The organism is Rhodococcus sp. 114MFTsu3.1 (assembly GCF_000383555.1).
Classification (GTDB): domain Bacteria; phylum Actinomycetota; class Actinomycetes; order Mycobacteriales; family Mycobacteriaceae; genus Rhodococcoides; species Rhodococcoides fascians_E.
Map to the genome: position 1 here is coordinate 66,090 of NZ_KB911548.1, position 17,766 is coordinate 83,855.

Sequence of the window (17,766 nt, forward strand, 5' to 3'; positions counted from 1 at the left end):
GAATTTCCGAGTAGGTGCCAGGGTTCCGGGTCGAGCGACGTGTCAGGCGCGCGCTTTCGCGAAGCTGGTTCGGCCGCCGGTGGCTGCGTCGAGGCTGAAGCGTCCGGCTCCGGTCGCGGCGATCAGCAGGGCGCCGACGCCGAGCGCCAGGACGAGCTCGTAGCCGCCCTCGGACACGAATACACCCAGGTCGTAGTGCACGAACAGGAATGCACCGAGCATGTCGAGGAACAGCAGGATGCCGATGATCGGGGTGAAGATTCCCACCACCAGCGCGACACCGCCGATGAGTTCGACGAAGGTTGCGAAGTACGCGGAGGCTGCAGGCAGCGGGACGCCCATGCCTTCGAAACCGGCCTTGGTCGCGTCGAGTCCGTTGGTGTTGAGTTTCTGCCACCCGTGGGCGATGAACACGATGCCCAGGCCGATTCGGGCAACGAGTGTTGCAATGTCGCGGGAGATGGTCGAGTTCATGTCAGATCCTTCGGGCACGGCAATGGGAACCGGACTACCCTGACACAGTTATGTTGAAGCGTCAACTTAGTGCGGTGTCGACATGTCCGCGAATCTTCTCGTCGGACAACCCGAGGGCGCGCAACTCGGTGACGTACTTCCGCGCTGCGCGCGCCGCGTTGTCCTCCGTCGGATCCCCGCCCGACGCGATGAACGTCCCCAGACGCCCACGGGCGGAGATGACGCCCTGCGCCTCGAGTTCCTTGTACGCCTTCGCGACGGTGTGCGGCGCGATCGACAACTCCTCGGCCAGACCACGCACCGTCGGAATCTTGGTCTCCGCGACCAGTTCACCGCTCCGCACCAGATCGAGAATCCCCGACCTCACCTGCTCGAACAACGGGGTCCCGGACGCCGGGTCGACGAGGATGCGCATGCAGGACTTTCTATCACGCACTCACGCGGTCACACCGCGGAGACAGCGTCCTCCACGGTGACATCGCCCGACGTCAACATCAAGGTCTTGCCCGCGGCGGCCGGGGTGTCGATCAATGCTGCGATGACGGCCGCGACGTCGGCGCGCGGCACCGTCCCACGCTCCAGCGGCGGCGCGGTCAGAGTGACATGGCCCGACGGGTCGTCGTCCGTCAATCCCCCGGGGCGCAGAATCGTCCAGTCCAGCTTCTGCCTGGACTTCAGATCTTCCTCGGCCGCCGTCTTGGCCGCGATGTACGCCTTCCAGGTGTCCTCGGCGTCGTCCGCAACCGGCTCACCCGCTCCGAACGAGCTGATCTGCACGAACCGTGCAACACCGGCCTTCTCGGCAGCGTCGGCCAGCAGCACCGACGCCGCGCGGTCTACGGTGTCCTTGCGCTCTACGCCACCGGATGGCCCGGCTCCCGCCGCGAAGACCACGGCATCGGCGTCGTGCAACAGCGCAGCGACGTCCTCGACGGATGCGTTCTCGAGGTCCACCACCTCGGGGAGTGCGCCCAGCGCCGTCACAGCGTCGACGTGGTGTGGGTTTCGAATCAACGCCACCGCTCGGTCGCCCCGTGCCGTGAGAACCTGAATCAGGTGCTGCGCGATCTTGCCGTGTCCGCCTGCGATCACTACTCGTCGATCAGTCATTGCACTCGACTACCCGACCGACTCGGACCACAAACAGTGGCACTATCTATGTCCATGACTTCGACTGCGACCATCTACCACAATCCCCGATGCAACACTTCGCGCACCGTGTTGAAAGCCATCCAGGAGGCGGGGATCGAGCCGACCGTCGTGAAATACCTCGAAACCCCGCCCACCAAGGACGGACTGCGCAAACTTCTCGACGACGCGGGCCTGACGGCCGCCCAGGCAATCCGTCGAAAGGAAGCGCTGTACAAGGAACTCGGGCTGAAGGACGCATCCGAGGACGGTCTGATCGCGGCAATGGTCGAACACCCGATCCTCATCGAACGCCCGATCGTCGTGACGGACAAGGGCACCGTGCTCGCGAGGCCGGCTGACAAGGTGCACGAGGTTCTGTAAGCGCAAGTAATGTCGAGGTATGCCGATGCCGGATTGGAAAGTGCGCGAGCTCAGCCCAGGCCAACTGTCCGAGCGCAGCGGAGTTGCGGTGTCGGCCTTGCACTTCTACGAGAAGCAGGGACTCATCACCAGCCGACGTACGTCGGGGAATCAACGGCGCTACCACCGCGACACTCTGCGGCGCGTTGCGTTCATTCGCATCTCGCAGAAGGTCGGCATTCCGCTTTCACGAATTCGCGACGCGTTGGCCGACCTCCCGGAGGAGCGGACACCCACCAAACGCGACTGGGCCAAGCTCTCGGGCCACTGGCATGCCGACCTGGACCGTCGTATCGAGCAACTCGTCAGGCTTCGGGACGATCTGACGGGCTGCATCGGGTGCGGCTGCCTGTCGCTCTCCAGTTGCGCGCTGGCCAATCCGGGCGACGAGTTGGCCGACAGCGGGCCCGGCGCACGGCGTCTGGACGTCGACCTATGACTTCTTCAGCAATTTCCCGAACTGGTCGTTGGCCTTCTGCAGCACGAACTCGTAGGGCAGCGCGAACTTGCGAGCCCACCAGTATCCGAAGCGGATGTCGTTGGACGAGTAGACAAGATAGCGGTTCTTGACGATTCCCGTGATGATCGCGTCGGCCACCACGTCGGGTTCGACAGCTCGTTTCTCGAAGCGATGCTGCAGCTTCTGCACGCGCGGATCGTCGCGGTCGACGCCTGCGATCTCCACGGTGTTCACCAGGCCGGTCTTGACCCCACCCGGTACGACGAGGCTGACGCCGATGCCGTGCCGCTTGAGGTCGTAGCGCAGGACTTCCGACGCACCGCGCAGGCCGTATTTGCTGGCACTGTAGGCGGCGTGCCACGGCAATGGGATCAGGCCCGCCGCGGACGAGACGTTGACGAGGTGACCTCCGCGACCTGCCTTGACCATCGGGGGAAGAAAGTTCTCCATGACGTGGATCGGTCCCATGAGGTTGACGTCGATCATCGACTTCCAGTGCCGGTGCTCGAGGTTCTCCACCGTTCCCCACGCCGAGATTCCTGCGACGTTCATGACGATGTCGAGGCTGTCGACGGACCCGTGCACCGTGGACGCGAACGACGTCACTGCTTCGTAGTCCGAGACGTCGAAGGCCGCGTGCATCTCGACCGACGAGCCGACCGCCGCGACGGTCTCCTTCAATCCCACTTCGTTGATGTCGGTGAGATACAGCTTCGCGCCTGCTCTGGATGCGGCGATGGCCGTGGCACGCCCGATCCCGCTGCCCGCCCCCGTGACGAGCGTCTTCTTTCCTCGCAGATCCTTGATGGTCATCGTGTGTCTCGTCCCCCACGAACTCGAAGAATGTGTCCTTCGCACCCTACGCGCCTGTCCGGTTGTCGCTGGTGGTGTCGACGGAGGAGACTGGGCCGATGGCAATTGTGTCGAGGGGATTCGTCGGCAAGAACCGAGGCGACTCGTCCCGTATCCCGCCCGGCCAGTACCGAACCGACGATTTCCCGGTTCTGTCCGCCGGGCCGACACCTCGCGTTCGTACCGAGGGCTGGGAGTTCACGGTCGTCACCGAGCGCGGCGAGAAACATCGTTGGACGTGGAACGACATGCGCGCTCTGCCCGCAGAGAAGCCGACGGTGGACATCCACTGCGTCACCAAGTGGTCCAAGTTGGACACTCGGTGGCGCGGGGTGTCACTCGACACGGTGCTGGACGGAATCGAGACCACCGCAACCCACGTGATGGCCCATGGGCGCGACGGGTACACCACCAACCTCCCGCTCGGTGAACTGCGTAACGGAAAAGCCTGGCTCGCATACGAATACGACGGAAAGCCGTTGCACCCCGAGCACGGTGGGCCCGCCCGCCTGCTGGTTCCGGGCCTGTACTTCTGGAAATCGGCCAAGTGGATCGAGAAGCTGACCCTGCTCATGCGCGACGAGCCCGGATTCTGGGAACGCAACGGATATCACGACTACGGCGATCCGTGGCAGGAGCAGAGGTATCAGGGAGATTGAACTGGCTGGTTGCAACACTCGTCGCGAAGATCAAGGAAACCTCGACCGCCGAGACCCTCGTCTTCGACATTCCGGACTGGCCGGGCCACATGCCGGGGCAGCACGTCGACGTGCGCCTCACCGCGGAGGACGGTTACTCGGCGCAGCGTAGTTACTCGATAGCAACTCCTACCGACGGCACGACCGTCGCGCTCACCGTGCAGACCGTCGACGACGGCGAGGTGTCGCCGTATCTCACCGGAGTCCTCGAGGTCGGCGAGCAGGTCGAAATGCGCGGCCCGATCGGCGGATGGTTCGTCTGGAACGAATCCGACCCTGCCCCGGTGCTGCTCCTGGCAGGTGGCTCCGGCGTCGTTCCTCTGATGTCGATGCTCCGCGCGCGCAGGACGGCCGAACGCAAGACCCCCTTTCGCCTCATCTACTCGGTCCGGACACCCGCGGAGATCCTGTACGCCTCCGAACTTCGCGCGATGCCCGGCGGAATCGACGTCGCATACCGCTTCACCAGGGAAGCTCCCGAGGGCTACCGAGGCCGCGTCGGCCGACTCACGTCGGACGATCTCGTCGTCGACGGATGGCCCGCCGAGTTCGCGCCGTCGTGCTTCGTGTGTGGACCGACGGGATTCGTCGAAGCGGCAGCGGACCTCCTGGTGCAGGACGGCCACCTACCGCCGCGCATCAGAACCGAACGATTCGGTTAGAGGCGCTTCGACATTTCCTCACGGTAATCGGCAACGGTCGACTCGATGCGCGTTGCATCGTCCTCGTCTCCGCGGTGGCGGGCGTCGTCGGCCCTGCTCTGCAGCGTCTTGATTGCTTTGCGGAGCTCGGCGTCGGACATTCGATGCTCGGTCAATGCTGTGTGGTTCATGTCACACAGTGTCCGCCTGGTTCCGAGACTCCGCAAGCAGGTGTCAGACGTGGACGGACTCGTTCACCAACTCGGAAGCGGGAACGAAACTGGACAGGCTGCGAGCCGCGAATTCGCGGAAGTACCCGAGCTTGTTCGGCGGTACCAGGGACGGCAGAACGGTGTTCCACACCTTCTCCATCCGCGACGGAGCGGTTTCCAGCGTCGACTGAGCCTCGGACACCATCAACACGCCGGCCAGCATCTCGCACACGAGAAGCGCAGCGTTGGACGAATCCAGATGATCGGCCACGTCACCGTGCTCGATCGCCCGGTCGAAGAGGTGCTCGAAGATGTTGCCCCAGGTGCCGAACACGCTGCCGCGAGCCGTCTCCGAGCCGTCGATCTCCATCTGCAGGCGGTACATCACACGGACCAACGGATCCGACGCGGCAAGTTCGAGGACGGAGTAGGAGATACCGATGACCGACTCGAGGGCGGGCGATCGCGAATCAACGAGGCCTGCACAGGCGGTGGATACGCGCTCATGGCCCTCGTCGACGATGGCGCGCGCGAGCTCTTCCTTGGACGCGAAATGGAAATACAGAGCGCCTTTGGTCACTCCGGACTTCGCCGACACCTGACTCAGTGTGGCATTTGCGTGACCGACCTCGAGAAAGAGATCTGCGGCTGCACGCAATGCGGCTGCACGCGTGGCTTCTGCCCTCAGTTGCCTAACCATGAACTACTCACCCCTGCTCAGTTGCCTACTCATGACACCGACGCCGCCCTGCTGAGACCGCTCGAGGAATGCTCCGAACCCGTCTTCTCGAATTCGCCGACCCACCCGACAGTCCGGTTGCGCAGGACAATACTAACCTCACATGTATCACTATTGTGATCCACGAGTGACGAGTAAGTGACGCCTTGGACGAATCAGATAACTATCGAAATATAAAGTTCCACTTCGCCGGTTTTTGTAACGACTTCGATGTCTTCTTTGTACGCACGAAATAGCTCGCCATTTGCTGTTGCGTCTTCGACCTGGGCCCACACGTCCTCGACCGGGTCCTGAATTACCCCATCGGGGACGAATACCGCATACACCCCACTGGGTACGGACACGAAGACATCACCCACGGGAACGTCCGACGGAGAATCGAACGGTGTCGCGACCACGGCGTTGTAATCACCGGCCGCGTCCGGGACGTAGACGGTGCTGATGTCGACGGGCTCCAGGTGCTGATCGCGAATTCGTTCGCGCAGATATCGGAACAGTTCACTGGTGCTGGCCTCGGCGCCCGGAGTGATCCTGGGCGCCACGAGGCCGCCGAACAACTCCGCGCTACGTGCGGTCACTCGATGACTCACGCCCGAGCACCCGACAGCTCGATCGACAGATAGAGGTCGATCTTGTAGGCGTGCGGATAACACTCGTAATCGGCGGTGAACGTCCGCGTGATCTCGTGCTGCTCTTCCGCGTGCTCGATCTGCTGCCACAACCGGACCATCACGTCGGGGAAATGACCGACGGACGAGAATTTTGCGTACTTGGCGGCCGGAATACGCGCGACCAGATGCCCACGCGTGACCTCAGCGAGAGTCGAACACCGGTAACCGACGATCTGAGTGTTGTACGAACCGATGCCCGGAGCGAAATCCGTGTAGACGGAGGCAAGTGGGCCGCCGATGTCCTGCTTCAGAACGGAAGACCACGCCTGATCGAGAGCAGGGTCGTTCAACCGCCCCAGCGCACGCTTGGGGCTGCGGACCGGAAGACCGGCAACCCAGGTTTCTTCGAGGTCGACGATCTCGAAAGCCATACACCACTCCACTACCTCGGGGCCGCGGCGAACGAGCCCGCGACCGGGGTGACGCTTCCCCAGTAGACGTCGACCATCGATACTGATTGAAACATTTTCCGGCCAAAGCCTACCGGTTCGATCTCCCCGCCATCACGACGGACTCGGCCCATGGACCAGTAATTCATCACGATCGGATGGCGCCGCCGAGACCATCCGCTTGTGACACCTCTCAAAAACAGACTGCGATGGATTAATTTCTTCCGTAACCGTGGACGTACCCGAATTGAATCCTGTATCAATACTCCTTGTCGGTGAGAGTGCCGACGTTCGCGAACACCACCCCTTCAGTACAAGGAGCTCACCGCATGGATCTCGCAGCATTCATCTCCAGCCTTCTCTCCACCGGCAGCACCACGGGAAGCTCCGCATCGGACATCCCGATCATCGACCTGCTGGGCGCTGGTTCCTCCAACTGATCCCAGACGCACCGAACAAATGAGGCTCGGCCCGGACAACCGGGCCGAGCCTCATCTTGTATGTACGACCATCTCTGGTGGATCTGAATTTTCGGTGGAGCTGAATCTTTGGTGGAGCTGAGGGGAATCGAACCCCTGACCTTCTCGATGCGAACGAGACGCGCTACCAACTGCGCCACAGCCCCTTCTTGCGATCCTTGCGAACCGCTGAGCAACCATATCAAAGGCGCGTAGGCGTCATGCTCCCGAGGCGCGTCGGATGTCGTCGTCCATCGAACCTTGCTGTTGGAACGGCTCGTCGTAGTGGTCCAGGTGGTCGAATTCCGGGTCCTCGTCGTCGATTTCGAGGACGACGGCACCCGGTCGCTTCAGACGCTGCGGTACCAGTTTGAGCTCGTCGTCCGTACGAGACTCGACACCGAGCCTGGAGCGGCCCATGCGAGTCATGCGTCGGCGACGGATTTCCTGCTCGATCTGCACCTGACGGCGGAGGTAGTAGAGGTACCCGACCAACGACAGCACTGCCAGACCGCACGCCCACCACAGCATCGGCGTGAGGATCACGGCTAGCGCGCCGGTGGTGATGGCCGCGAAGACCAACCCGAGCACTGCGCGCTGACGGAACGAGTACCGAGCGGCGCGCGCGATGGCGTCGGCCTCGGGATCGAATCCGCCGCGCCCCCGGCGGTTGGGAACGTAGTCCCGCTCGTCGGCGACGTCCGTGTCGTCCATGTCGGGATCTGCGTGAGTGTCCATACGGTCCTCCGCCTGGGTGTTCGGGTGTTCGCGACCGGATGGGTCGGTGTGCTCGGTACGCCGCCCGAAGACGACGCTTGCCGGAGCGGATACGCGCTCGTCGTATTCGGGCCGCCAGTCCGGGTCGCTGGCGTGGCCGGTTGCCGGTCCGCGTGCCGTCCGCTTGGTGCCGCCGCGATGGAGTACGCGGGTGGCCAAGGCGACGTCGGATGTCTGCATTATCCGAGGACGCTTGCTCGTCATCATCGGGAGCAGAACGAACACCCAGATGGCGACCAGACCGATCCAGATGATCGAGTTGGGCATCGCGCGCGTTCTCCTTCCGAGGCAGATCCGGTTACATCGGTGACTGGATCAGGCTATGCGGAAGAGGTGCCCTTACCGCGGAGACGCGCCGACCCGAATTACACACACGTCACTTTAGTCACACGAGTCTCGAGCCGTCAGCGGAGATGCTCACGCCCAGGCAGCTCGGCCTGCCCGTACCAATCGATCCGCGACCGTCCCCTGTACCTCGGTGGATGTCATGGCCACCAGAACGTGGTCGCGCCACCGTCCGTCGACGTCGAGGTAGTTCTTCAGCAAGCCCTCTTCGCGGAACCCGACGTTGCGCAGCACGGCCTGGCTCGCGTGGTTCTCCGGCCGCACCGTCGCTTCGACTCGGTGCAGGCCGACGGGGCCGAAGCAATGGTCCAGGCCCAGCGCCAACGCCGCCGTAGCGACGCCGTGGCCGTTGACTTCCTTGGCGACCCAGTATCCGATCCACGCCGATCGGAGCGCCCCGCGGACGATGTTGCCGACGGTGAGCTGGCCGCAGAAATCGCCGTTCAGCTCGATCGCCATCGGCAGCATGTGGCCCTTGCGGGCCTCCGACTTCAGACCGGACACGAGGCCTGGCCAGGCGGAGATGTGGTGGCGCGCAACCCATGCGCCTTCACCTGTGGGCTCCCACGGCTCGAGGTGTGCACGGTCGGCAATCCTCGTCCGACTCCAGGATGCACCGTCACGCAGCCGCACCGGGCGGAGCGTGACCGTTCCGGCCGACACCGTCAGAGGACCCAACTTCGCCGGCCACCCAGGGTGGCTCGACCACGTGCGTGACATTTTTCGATATTAGGCGCCCTGCGTATGTGAGTGGAAATGCGTCCCCCAGGACGCATTTCCACTCACGAGCTCTATCCCCTCTGCGCCAGGAAGGACACGTCGACCTCTTCGCCGGTGCGGATTTCGGTGACGTCGGGGTCGATGACGACCAGACAGTTGGCCTCGGCGAGGGTCGCCAGAAGGTGAGACGAGGCTCCCGGCGCTCCCCCGAGTGCCTGGACGAGGTATTCACCGGTTTCTTCGTCGCGCATCAGCTGTCCGCGCAGGAATCCCTTGCGATCCTCGATGGACGTGATGGGGGCGACGGTGCGTGCGGTGACGGTGCGGCGCATCGGCTGCCTGCGTCCGAGCGCGATGCGAATGAGCGGCCGGACCATCACCTCGAAGACCACCAGCGCGCTGACGGGGTTCGCGGGCAGCAGGAAGGTCGGGACCTCGTCCCGTCCGAGCTGGCCGAAGCCCTGAACCGATCCGGGGTGCATGGCGACACGTTCGACTTCGAGATCGCCCAGGTCCGAGAGTGCTTCGCGTACCGAGTCCGATGCACCGCCACCGACCGCGCCGGCGATGACGACGATCTCCGAGCGGATCAGCTGACCTTCGACCACTTCTCGCAGTCGCTTCGGGTCGGTGCTGACGATGCCGACGCGGTTGACGTCGGCACCCGCGTCTCGGGCCGCGGCGGCCAGTGAATAAGAGTTGACGTCGTAGACCTGCCCCGGCCCCGGCGTCCGGTCGGTGTCGACGAGTTCGCCGCCCACCGAGATCACGGACAGCCTCGGGCGCGGATGGACCAGCACCTTGTCGCGTCCGACGGCGGCGAGCAGGCCGACCTGGGCAGCGCCGATGATGGTTCCGGAGCGGACGGCGACGTCGCCGGGTTGCACGTCGTCGCCGATCTTGCGGACGTAGTCACCCGAACGCACCGGGCGATACACCTTCACCCGTGCGTGCCCGCCGTCGGTGCGGTCGAGCGGTAGCACCGCGTCGGCGAGCGTCGGCAACGGCGCGCCGGTGTCGACGCGGACGGCCTGCCGTGGCTGCAATCGGATCGGTTGACGCGACCCTGCGCTCACCTCACCCACGACGGGCAGGGTGAGTTCGATCCGCTCGTCGTCCTCGTTGCGGAGGTCCGTGCCTGCCTGCGCGACGTCGACGCTGCGGACGGCGTAACCGTCGATGGCCGCCTGGTCGAAGCCGGGCAGGGGGCGCTCGGTGACGACTTCCTCCGCGCAGAGCAGGCCCTGCGCTTCCGAGATCGCGACCCGAACAGGCCGCGGTGCAACTGCCGCAGCAGTCACGCGGGTCTGCTGATCCTCAACCGAGCGCATCTGGCCCTTCCTCCGATTTTCACACTTCGCGGGCCTACTCGTACTTCGTGAGCTGCGGCGCCCAGTCGTCACTCAGACGCTCGGTCAGCCACTCACGCAACGCCGGACCGTAATCATCACGTTCGAGAGCAAAGTCAACCGCAGCGCGGAGATATCCTCCGGGATTTCCGAGGTCGTGTCGGGGTCCGCGGTGGACGACGACGTGGACCGGGTGTCCTTCTTCGATGAGGAGGGCGATGGCGTCGGTCAGCTGAAGTTCGCCGCCCGCACCGGGCTCGATGCGTCGGAGTGCGTCGAAGATCGCGCGGTCCAGCAGGTAGCGGCCCGCCGCAGCGAACAGCGACGGCGCGTCTTCTCGGTTGGGCTTCTCCACCATGCCGGTGACCTTGAGCACGTTCGGGTTGACGGCGTCGGGAACCTTCTCGACCTCGAAGACGCCGTACGCGGAAACGTTCTCTTCGGGAACCTCGAATGCGCACAGCACCGAGCCGCCGCGCTTGGCGCGGACGCGCGACATGACGTCGAGAACGCCACGAGGAAGCACCAGGTCGTCGGGAAGCAGCACTGCGACGGCGCTCTCGTCGTCGTCGAGCACTTCCTCGGCGCACGCGACAGCGTGGCCGAGTCCGAGCGGCTCCTGCTGCACGACCGACTGGACGTCGAGAAGCGCGGGTGCCACACGAACCTTTTCGAGCATCTTGAGCTTGCCGCTGGCTTCGAGCTTCGTCTCCAGGACGAGGTCCTCGACGAAGTGTGCGACGACGCCGTCCTTACCCGGCGATGTCACGATCACCAGACGCTGCGCGCCGGAGTCGGCAGCCTCGCCGGCGACCAGCTCGATTCCTGGCGTATCGACGACGGGCAGCAATTCCTTCGGGACCGTTTTGGTGGCAGGAAGGAATCGGGTTCCCATTCCTGCGGCGGGAACGATCGCCGTTCTGAAATGCCGTACCGGACCTGTCGACGCGTCTGTCATATTGCCTACCCTATCCATGCTCGCTACGGATTCGCTCCGCGTGTGATGGCTGTTTCCCGTTGGTGCTTAAGCTGAAAACTTATGACGAATGGTGAATTCCCGACGCCTGTGTCCAAGGACGCGTGGCGACGTCATGTCTTGAATTCTCGTCGCGCTCTCAGCGCCGAAGTTCACGCCGAGGAATCCAGGAAACTCTGTCATGCCGCGGCTGATTCGGCGCGGGGAGCGAGTGCCGTGGCTGCGTACGTGCCGGTCGGGAGTGAACCGGGCTCACTCGATCTGCTCGACGAACTTCTACATCGAACCCCCCAGGTTCTGGTCCCGGTCGCGAGGGAACCGGGGCCGTTGCACTGGGCAGAATACACAGGTCGGGGCAGCCTTCGGGCGGCTCCCTACGGATTGCTCGAACCGAGCGGTCCGGTGTTGAACCCGGAGTCCGTGACGCGGTGTTCGTTGGTGTTCGTGCCCGCTCTCGCCGTCGATTTCCGGGGCGTTCGGCTGGGCCGAGGTGCCGGTTTCTACGACAGGACGCTGGACTTCGTCGAACCAGGCGTTCCGATCGTCGCGATCGTGCGCGACGGGGAACTGGTGGATAAGTTGCCCGAGGAACCGCACGATCGTCGCTCGACGCACGCGCTGACACCGGACGGAGGCCTGGTGGAACTCACTGGGGAATAGTCGGCCGAATGGCTTCGTTGGCAGTCATGACTGTAGAGTGCCAATGCTCTCTCTTTCACCGATGGAGTGGACCAGCGCGGAGGATCATCGATGCCCACATATTCGTACGCCTGCACCGAATGCGACAACCGATTCGACATCGTGCAGTCCTTCAGTGACGACTCCCTGACGGTGTGCCCGGCCTGCTCGGGCAAGCTGCGCAAACTGTTCAACTCTGTCGGCATCGTGTTCAAGGGCAGCGGATTCTACCGAACCGACAGCCGGGGCGGATCCAGCTCGGTGAGCGAGAGCGCAGGCGAGTCCAAGAGCGACTCGTCGACCAAGACGGAGACCAAGACGTCGTCTACCAGCGATTCCTCGTCCTCCAACTCCAGCACGACCACGTCGAGCACGCCGTCGAAGGCTGCTGCCAGCTCCTAGTTTTTCCAGTTGTCCACAGGCTCCGGCTTCATCCACAGCCGGAGCCTGTTTTCGTCGGTGTAGGACTCCGCGGTCGCTAGCGTGACCGACATGCCGCCTTCCCGTGATCGCCGCCGGTCCTCCGGCCGGCACCCGTCGAAACTCTCTGCGTCCTCTCGTCTCGACGCCACCCTGCTCGATCGCCTGTCGGCTCGGCCGACCTGGATGCACGCTGTTCTGCTCCGCCGCATTGCGGCGGGCGTTCTCGCCGCCTGCGCTGTGGCTCTGTTCGCGCGCGACGCGGCGGCCGACGATCATGTCGTCGTGGTCGTCGCCGCGCGGGATCTGACGCCAGGAGTCCAGTTGACGGTCGACGACGTGGAACTTCGTGAGTACGCACCGTCGTCCGTGCCGGACGGTGCGATCACCGACGTCGACGACGCGTCGGCGCGTACTCTGGCCGGCCCAATCCGTGCCGGTGAGCCGCTGACCGATGTGCGCTTGCTGTCGTCGCGCCTGGCCGAGGCCATCACCGAGTCGGCGAACGCACGAGTGGTTCCGGTTCGTCTGGGCGATCCCGGCGTGACCGAACTATTGCGGTCCGGAGATGTCGTCGACGTTCTGACCGTCGGCGACAGTGACGACGACAGGTCGCCCCGAATTCTGGCGAGGGAGGCCGTCGTCGTTCTCGTATCGGCCGACACACCACAGCAGCGCGGCAGTGACCGTGTGGTGCTGATCGCCATGTCAGCGAACGATGCAACGACCGTTGCCGGAGCCTCGTTGACCAGCTCGCTCACGGTGACGTTGCGCTAGGGCCCGCTCAGCTGCTGGCGGCAAGCCCCGGGTCGGTCTTCGCGGGAGGCTTCACTTCTTCGTCGTGGATCGGGGCCTGCTGGGGCTCCAACTTGCCGACGAACGTGGCGTGGTCGGTGAACACGAGTGCGCCGATCGTGTCGGTGAAGACGACGCGGACCCCGTAGACGTCGGCGCCGTCGGCGGCCTCGTAGGTCTCGATGAAGACGTCACTGTGCAACGCGTCGTCGGCGCGCATGGGCCGATGCTCCACGACGCGCTGGTCCGAGAGGTGGAGCACGTAGGAGTCGAAGTCGGCGAAGACGTTTCGCATGACATTGAGGGCTGCGGACGTTCCGAGGTTCCGGTACGCCTCGTCCCGGTGGGCGTAATCCCCCACGTCGGCACGCGTCGGGAACAGCCAGAGCAGCGCAGACTGATCATCCAGCGCGATACTCGGATCGTGGAACCGCGACAGCCGGTGCCGCTTGCCGATCTGAGCGTCGATCCAGTCACGTGACGGTGCAGCATCCCCTGCTCTGTGACGACCCATAACCGGGATCCTATCGTGCGAGGTCGCCTTGCACTAACTCTGTTAAAAATCACAAGTACTTTGCTTACTGACGGGTAAAACACCTCTGGCGGTGACGCGAAATGCGTCACCGCCAGAAGCGGAAAATGCGACGAATCAGCCGATGCTGAAGGGCTGTCCCCACAGCGTCACGGTGGACGTCACTGCGTCGTTGTCGATGGTGACGTTGACGTAGGACCGCGCCTCAGCGAATCCTGCGCAGCCCGAGACACTGAGGGTCTCGTCGGCGTACGTGTAACCGCCGCCGTTGCCGGAGAAGTCGAAGCTGTTGGACGTGTCCGTGGCAACGGTGACGCCGTCGATCTTGGCGCTTGTCTCGTCAGCGACCAGTTTGATGTCGTTGAGCTGACCGGGAGCCAGGTCCAGGTTGACGCCTGCGCCGATGTCGTACGTGTTCGGCTGCGTGCGGTTGATCTCGAGTGAACTCAGGGGTTTACCCGGCTCGAGCTTGATCGTGTTGCCCTGGCCGAAGGATCCTTCGACGCCGCCGCTGATGCCGGCCGCGAAGTCCACCTGGCATCCGACGAGGAAGCCCGGTTCGATGGAACCGCCACCGGGGTTGGAGGTTTCGACGGTGTAGTTGCCGGTGACCCACACGTTGCGCTGGGTCGGGGTAGCACCCATGGACGGCGATATCAGGCCGCTCTGGCCGAATCCCTTGATGGTCACGACGGTTCCGTCGATGAGCGTCTTCGAGATCTCGTTGTCCGAGAGCGGCACGAAGGTGTCTGCGTTGGCTGCGCCGGCCGACCAGAAGCCGAGTGCGACGGCTCCTGCTGCGCCCAGCGCCGCGATGCGTGCGGCTGCGCTCTTGTTGTTCTTCACGTTGGTCTGTTCCCCTCGTAAGTTCTGCGAAGTCGTTCGAGCGTCAGCCGAGGCTGAACGGCTGGCCGTAGAGCGTGCCCTTGTATCGGTAATCGCCGGTCAGCTCGAGCGTGGTGTACGAGCGAGCCTGGGCGTACCCACCGCAGTTCTGCACGGAGATCGCGACGTCCTGGTACTGAATCGCCGTGACGGGGCCCTTGACGTCCTTCGAGGCGACCTCGACCGCAGCAACTTCGCGATCCTTCAGCGGAACCTCGAACGACAGACCGCCCTCGATCTTGTTGGTGGTCTCGCCCTCGCCACCGATCTGGAACAGATTGGGGAACAGCGTGATGATGTTGGTGTTGCCGCCTTCGATGCCTGCACCGAGGTCGAAACCGAGGTTGAGGTCTTCCATGTCCAACTGGCACCCGACGAGATATCCGGTCTTGAGGGTGCCTTCTGCACCCTCGGGGACCTCCGACAGCGCAGTGCCGGTGGCCCATGCGTTCCGGTTCAGCCCGTTGAAGGCGATCTGCGGAGCAACCTTGGCGGACTCGTCGAAGTGGGCGATCTTGTAGGGCCCTGCCACCTTTTCGCCGTTAGGGAGGGGCACGAAGGTTTCGGCATTGGCCACCCCGGTGGACATCAGTCCGACGGCCATCGATGCGGCTGCACCGAGCGCCGCGATTCGGCCGATTCGGCGCAGCGCCGTGAAACGAGACTTGTTCATAATTCCCCTCGTTGAAGCAACACATCGAGTCGTTTCGCAGGCTCCACTCCTGCCGAATCCGACCGCCTCGACTTACATCACCGAGACTCATTCCTGGGGAAGGATACGGGATGAAATGCCCGTAGTCATTAACAACTTCGAATGATTTTTGTGTGTAACCCTCACATACGCGCACTTTCAATCACTTGCGACGTCCGACAGATCCGCATCTCGGTCGACTAACGTCTTGCCCCAGTACACAACGCGCACGTCCGATCGAAAATGAGGAGGGCTCATGCTCAAGGGATTCAAGGACTTCCTGCTCCGAGGAAACGTCGTGGACCTCGCCGTGGCGGTTGTCGTCGGCGCTGCGTTCACTGCGATCGTCACGGCATTCACCACCAACATCGTCAATCCCCTCGTGGCCGCCATCGGCGGTTCCAACGAGTACGGCTGGGGATTCCAAATCACATCCAGCGCCGAGACTTTCATCAATGTCGGCGCAGTGGTGACCGCAGTCATCAACTTCATCATCATCGCGGCTGTCGTCTACTTCGTCCTCATCTTGCCTGTGAACACGGCCAAGAAGCGGTTCGTCAGCCAGCCCGAGAAGGAGCTGAGCGACGTCGACGTTCTCGTCCAGATTCGCGACATCCTCGCCGGCGGCACCGACGTCGGCCGTAAGCTCTCCACACCCGCGGACACCACCGGCGGCAGCGGCGAAGCCATCGGCGACACCGACGAGCCAAGCGGTGGGGCACACAGCAAGTCCTGAAAAGCGAGAGGAATAGCGCCTGCTTCTACCGACGAATCGGTAGGATCAGGTGCTTTTCTTAATTCAAACAATCTTTCGGTTCGGAAATCTTTGAACCTAAGACAAATGGCCCCGGCGATTCGCCGGGGCCATTTTCATTCTGAACTGGGCGATCAGAACTTCTGGAGCGGGAACTCGGCAAGAGTGATCGTGGTTCCGTCGCTTTCACACGCGGATGCCACAGCGGCAGAGTTATCGACGAACGCCTGACCGGATTCGCTTCCTGGCTCGGCAAGTTCCAGTGAGTCCGCCGGAAGTGCTGTCACCAACGTCTGCAGCTGCGTCTGAACGTCACCGGAGGCAACGTCCCCGAGGGGTGCGAACTTGGCGATCGCGGCATCCTTGTCCGCCGTCCACTTCTCGGCGTCACCGTCGACGGGACCGGCCGCAGTCAAGTCGGTCAGCTCGTCATGTGCAGCCGCAAATTGGGTGCACGCATCGGCATTCGCTCCGGACGCGGAATCGTCGCTCTCACTGCTACATCCGGCAAGGGCGACCAGCGCAGTCAGTGCAACCGCGGAGATCAGAGTGGAACGCATTTGGTATCAGCCATTTCTCGTGCCGAGCAGGCACACCGGCACCTGCCGCACGTTATCGAAGATGGAAGGGTCAGAACACAGATCGGGCCCGCCCGGATGATTCCGGACGGGCCCGATCGTAATGTCAGTGTGTCAACACTGGGTCAAACAGTGGTTCAACCGATCGAGATCAGTTGAAAGTCCACGGGTTGCCGTAGGTCACAGCAACGTCACCGGTGGAGCTGGTGACCGACACGTACGGGCGAACGCGGACGTTGCCGAGGATGCCGGTCGCGGTGCCGTGAGCATTGGCGATCTGGATGGTGCCCGAAGCGCCTGCAGCATCGCCGCTGGTGCCCTGGATTTCGCCCGATGCTGCGGTGGCGTCGACGATGCCGGGTCCCGGTGCAATTTCCGCGGAGAATCCGAGCGAGGGAAGGAGGTTGCCGGTGCTGAGGCTCTGACCGGTGGTGGACGGATCGCCACCACCCTGTCCCGCACTCAGCCCGATGCTGAAGTTCGGGGTCTCATAGCCAAAGGTCACGGATCCGCCGAGGCTGGCCGGGTAGCCGACCTGGTAGCCGATGGCGACGGTGCCCTCGAAGTCGTCAGCGTCAGGTCCGGTAACTTCCCAGCCTGCAACGCCGTTGGCGAACCACTCACGGGTGAGCGGGTTGCCGTCCAGCGGAGGAACGCTGTTGAGGAACGTGTCGGACAGCGTCACGGTGATGAGGTTGCCGTTGGCATCCACAACCGAGTTGGTGCTGTCGACAGCGGCGGACGCGGTACCCGTACCGAGCACCAGGCCGACAACCGAAGCGCCGGCAACAACTGCAGCGCCCATGGACTTCAGTCCACGGCTACGCCGCGGCTTCTGGATCTCCGTCATTTACTTCCTCATCATGTTCAGTCCCAGCGCAGTCGCACGGGAAGCTTGTGGCTTTCACCCTCGGTTCCTCGTCAGCAACGACGCTACGACTCCCCGAGCAGAACTAGATCCTTGGATCAGGTTCGTATATCAGTTCTGCCAGCCGCGTCCGGAGCGTGTTGCTCGCACCCGGTCTGCCAGAAGCTGAGGGGAACATTAGAGGAGTTGCCGGATCGTGACAATCCCTACGATTGCCCGTCGTACATGCCCGAATCGTGATGTGTTTCAAGCA

At 63.4% G+C, this 17,766-nt stretch carries 25 protein-coding genes and 1 tRNA gene; 8 read left to right on the top strand and 18 right to left on the bottom strand.

Annotated features, from left to right (window positions below; translation table 11 throughout):
- Positions 1-42 precede the first annotated feature (42 nt).
- The 3 genes from H292_RS0110515 to H292_RS0110525 form a co-directional block, all read right to left on the bottom strand.
- A complete protein-coding gene (locus tag H292_RS0110515) occupies positions 43-474 on the bottom strand; it encodes a DoxX family protein (RefSeq protein WP_020111402.1) in 432 nt (143 codons plus the stop codon).
- Positions 475-535: 61 nt separating this feature from the next.
- Positions 536-889, bottom strand: coding sequence for a GntR family transcriptional regulator (locus tag H292_RS0110520; protein ID WP_020111403.1), 354 nt, complete (start codon positions 887-889; stop codon positions 536-538).
- A gap of 29 nt (positions 890-918) precedes the next feature.
- The gene (locus H292_RS0110525; RefSeq protein WP_027498740.1) at positions 919-1,584 is read right to left on the bottom strand and encodes an NAD(P)-binding oxidoreductase; all 666 of its coding nucleotides are present in this window, start codon (positions 1,582-1,584) and stop codon (positions 919-921) included.
- Between the two features lie 54 nt (positions 1,585-1,638).
- Between H292_RS0110525 and arsC the strand changes: the two genes are divergently transcribed.
- The gene (gene arsC / locus H292_RS0110530) at positions 1,639-1,986 is read left to right on the top strand and encodes an arsenate reductase (glutaredoxin) (protein WP_027498741.1); all 348 of its coding nucleotides are present in this window, start codon (positions 1,639-1,641) and stop codon (positions 1,984-1,986) included.
- A 19-nt stretch (positions 1,987-2,005) separates the two neighbouring features.
- The gene (gene soxR, locus H292_RS0110535) at positions 2,006-2,464 is read left to right on the top strand and encodes a redox-sensitive transcriptional activator SoxR (RefSeq protein ID WP_020111406.1); all 459 of its coding nucleotides are present in this window, start codon (positions 2,006-2,008) and stop codon (positions 2,462-2,464) included.
- Here the strand turns inward: soxR and H292_RS0110540 are convergent.
- A complete protein-coding gene (locus tag H292_RS0110540) occupies positions 2,459-3,298 on the bottom strand; it encodes an SDR family oxidoreductase (RefSeq protein ID WP_020111407.1) in 840 nt (279 codons plus the stop codon). The two genes, soxR and H292_RS0110540, sit on opposite strands and share 6 nt — an antisense overlap.
- 98 nt (positions 3,299-3,396) lie before the next feature.
- Here H292_RS0110540 and H292_RS0110545 point away from each other — a divergent pair, with 98 nt between their 5' ends.
- Both H292_RS0110545 and H292_RS0110550 read left to right on the top strand, forming a co-directional pair.
- Complete coding sequence (locus tag H292_RS0110545; protein WP_027498742.1) at positions 3,397-3,996, top strand: sulfite oxidase-like oxidoreductase; 600 nt, start codon at positions 3,397-3,399, stop codon at positions 3,994-3,996.
- Entirely contained in the window at positions 3,993-4,697 is a 705-nt protein-coding gene (locus H292_RS0110550) for a ferredoxin reductase (protein WP_020111409.1), read from the top strand. The genes H292_RS0110545 and H292_RS0110550 overlap by 4 nt, the downstream gene beginning before the upstream one ends.
- On the opposite strand, the gene H292_RS28405 is transcribed toward H292_RS0110550, so the two are convergent.
- The 9 genes from H292_RS28405 to H292_RS0110600 all read right to left on the bottom strand — a co-directional run bounded on the left by H292_RS28405 (position 4,694) and on the right by H292_RS0110600 (position 11,294).
- Positions 4,694-4,867: a hypothetical protein gene (locus H292_RS28405; protein ID WP_020111410.1), complete on the bottom strand. Its 174-nt coding sequence runs from the start codon at positions 4,865-4,867 to the stop codon at positions 4,694-4,696. The two genes, H292_RS0110550 and H292_RS28405, sit on opposite strands and share 4 nt — an antisense overlap.
- Before the next feature lie 43 nt (positions 4,868-4,910).
- Positions 4,911-5,588, bottom strand: a complete 678-nt coding sequence (locus H292_RS0110560; RefSeq protein WP_026347686.1) for a ScbR family autoregulator-binding transcription factor — start codon at positions 5,586-5,588, stop codon at positions 4,911-4,913.
- 194 nt (positions 5,589-5,782) lie between these two features.
- Positions 5,783-6,169: an effector binding domain-containing protein gene (locus H292_RS0110565; RefSeq protein ID WP_231383814.1), complete on the bottom strand. Its 387-nt coding sequence runs from the start codon at positions 6,167-6,169 to the stop codon at positions 5,783-5,785.
- Positions 6,170-6,213: 44 nt separating this feature from the next.
- Positions 6,214-6,669 carry a GyrI-like domain-containing protein gene (locus H292_RS0110570; RefSeq protein ID WP_019664517.1) on the bottom strand — a complete coding sequence of 152 codons (456 nt, stop codon included), beginning with the start codon at positions 6,667-6,669 and terminating at the stop codon, positions 6,214-6,216.
- 567 nt (positions 6,670-7,236) lie between these two features.
- Positions 7,237-7,312, bottom strand: a tRNA-Ala gene (locus H292_RS0110580).
- Between the two features lie 52 nt (positions 7,313-7,364).
- Positions 7,365-8,189: a divisome protein SepX/GlpR gene (gene sepX, locus H292_RS0110585; RefSeq protein WP_019664515.1), complete on the bottom strand. Its 825-nt coding sequence runs from the start codon at positions 8,187-8,189 to the stop codon at positions 7,365-7,367.
- Between the two features lie 150 nt (positions 8,190-8,339).
- Positions 8,340-8,987, bottom strand: a complete 648-nt coding sequence (locus H292_RS0110590) for a GNAT family N-acetyltransferase (protein WP_019664514.1) — start codon at positions 8,985-8,987, stop codon at positions 8,340-8,342.
- A gap of 71 nt (positions 8,988-9,058) precedes the next feature.
- Positions 9,059-10,318, bottom strand: coding sequence for a molybdotransferase-like divisome protein Glp (gene glp / locus H292_RS0110595; protein WP_020111413.1), 1,260 nt, complete (start codon positions 10,316-10,318; stop codon positions 9,059-9,061).
- A gap of 34 nt (positions 10,319-10,352) precedes the next feature.
- A complete protein-coding gene (locus H292_RS0110600; protein ID WP_019664512.1) occupies positions 10,353-11,294 on the bottom strand; it encodes a UTP--glucose-1-phosphate uridylyltransferase in 942 nt (313 codons plus the stop codon).
- 81 nt (positions 11,295-11,375) lie between these two features.
- On the opposite strand from H292_RS0110600, the gene H292_RS0110605 reads away from it, so the two are divergent.
- The 3 genes from H292_RS0110605 to H292_RS0110620 all read left to right on the top strand — a co-directional run bounded on the left by H292_RS0110605 (position 11,376) and on the right by H292_RS0110620 (position 13,187).
- A complete protein-coding gene (locus tag H292_RS0110605) occupies positions 11,376-11,972 on the top strand; it encodes a 5-formyltetrahydrofolate cyclo-ligase (protein ID WP_179276705.1) in 597 nt (198 codons plus the stop codon).
- Between the two features lie 90 nt (positions 11,973-12,062).
- Positions 12,063-12,392, top strand: a complete 330-nt coding sequence (locus tag H292_RS0110610) for an FmdB family zinc ribbon protein (RefSeq protein ID WP_027498745.1) — start codon at positions 12,063-12,065, stop codon at positions 12,390-12,392.
- Between the two features lie 81 nt (positions 12,393-12,473).
- Positions 12,474-13,187: an SAF domain-containing protein gene (locus tag H292_RS0110620; RefSeq protein ID WP_020111417.1), complete on the top strand. Its 714-nt coding sequence runs from the start codon at positions 12,474-12,476 to the stop codon at positions 13,185-13,187.
- 7 nt (positions 13,188-13,194) lie between these two features.
- Here H292_RS0110620 and H292_RS0110625 read toward each other — a convergent pair whose 3' ends face one another.
- The 3 genes from H292_RS0110625 to H292_RS0110635 all read right to left on the bottom strand — a co-directional run bounded on the left by H292_RS0110625 (position 13,195) and on the right by H292_RS0110635 (position 15,295).
- Positions 13,195-13,719 (bottom strand): hypothetical protein, encoded by a 525-nt coding sequence (locus H292_RS0110625; RefSeq protein ID WP_020111418.1) that lies wholly within the window; start codon positions 13,717-13,719, stop codon positions 13,195-13,197.
- Positions 13,720-13,854: 135 nt separating this feature from the next.
- Positions 13,855-14,583 carry an MspA family porin gene (locus H292_RS0110630; protein ID WP_020111419.1) on the bottom strand — a complete coding sequence of 243 codons (729 nt, stop codon included), beginning with the start codon at positions 14,581-14,583 and terminating at the stop codon, positions 13,855-13,857.
- Between the two features lie 43 nt (positions 14,584-14,626).
- Positions 14,627-15,295, bottom strand: a complete 669-nt coding sequence (locus H292_RS0110635; RefSeq protein WP_020111420.1) for an MspA family porin — start codon at positions 15,293-15,295, stop codon at positions 14,627-14,629.
- A gap of 274 nt (positions 15,296-15,569) precedes the next feature.
- Here H292_RS0110635 and mscL point away from each other — a divergent pair, with 274 nt between their 5' ends.
- Entirely contained in the window at positions 15,570-16,049 is a 480-nt protein-coding gene (gene mscL / locus H292_RS0110640) for a large conductance mechanosensitive channel protein MscL (protein ID WP_020111421.1), read from the top strand.
- Between the two features lie 152 nt (positions 16,050-16,201).
- On the opposite strand, the gene H292_RS0110645 is transcribed toward mscL, so the two are convergent.
- Positions 16,202-16,627: a hypothetical protein gene (locus H292_RS0110645; RefSeq protein ID WP_020111422.1), complete on the bottom strand. Its 426-nt coding sequence runs from the start codon at positions 16,625-16,627 to the stop codon at positions 16,202-16,204.
- A 169-nt stretch (positions 16,628-16,796) separates the two neighbouring features.
- Entirely contained in the window at positions 16,797-17,495 is a 699-nt protein-coding gene (locus H292_RS0110650; protein ID WP_020111423.1) for an MspA family porin, read from the bottom strand.
- Positions 17,496-17,766: the final 271 nt, after the last annotated feature.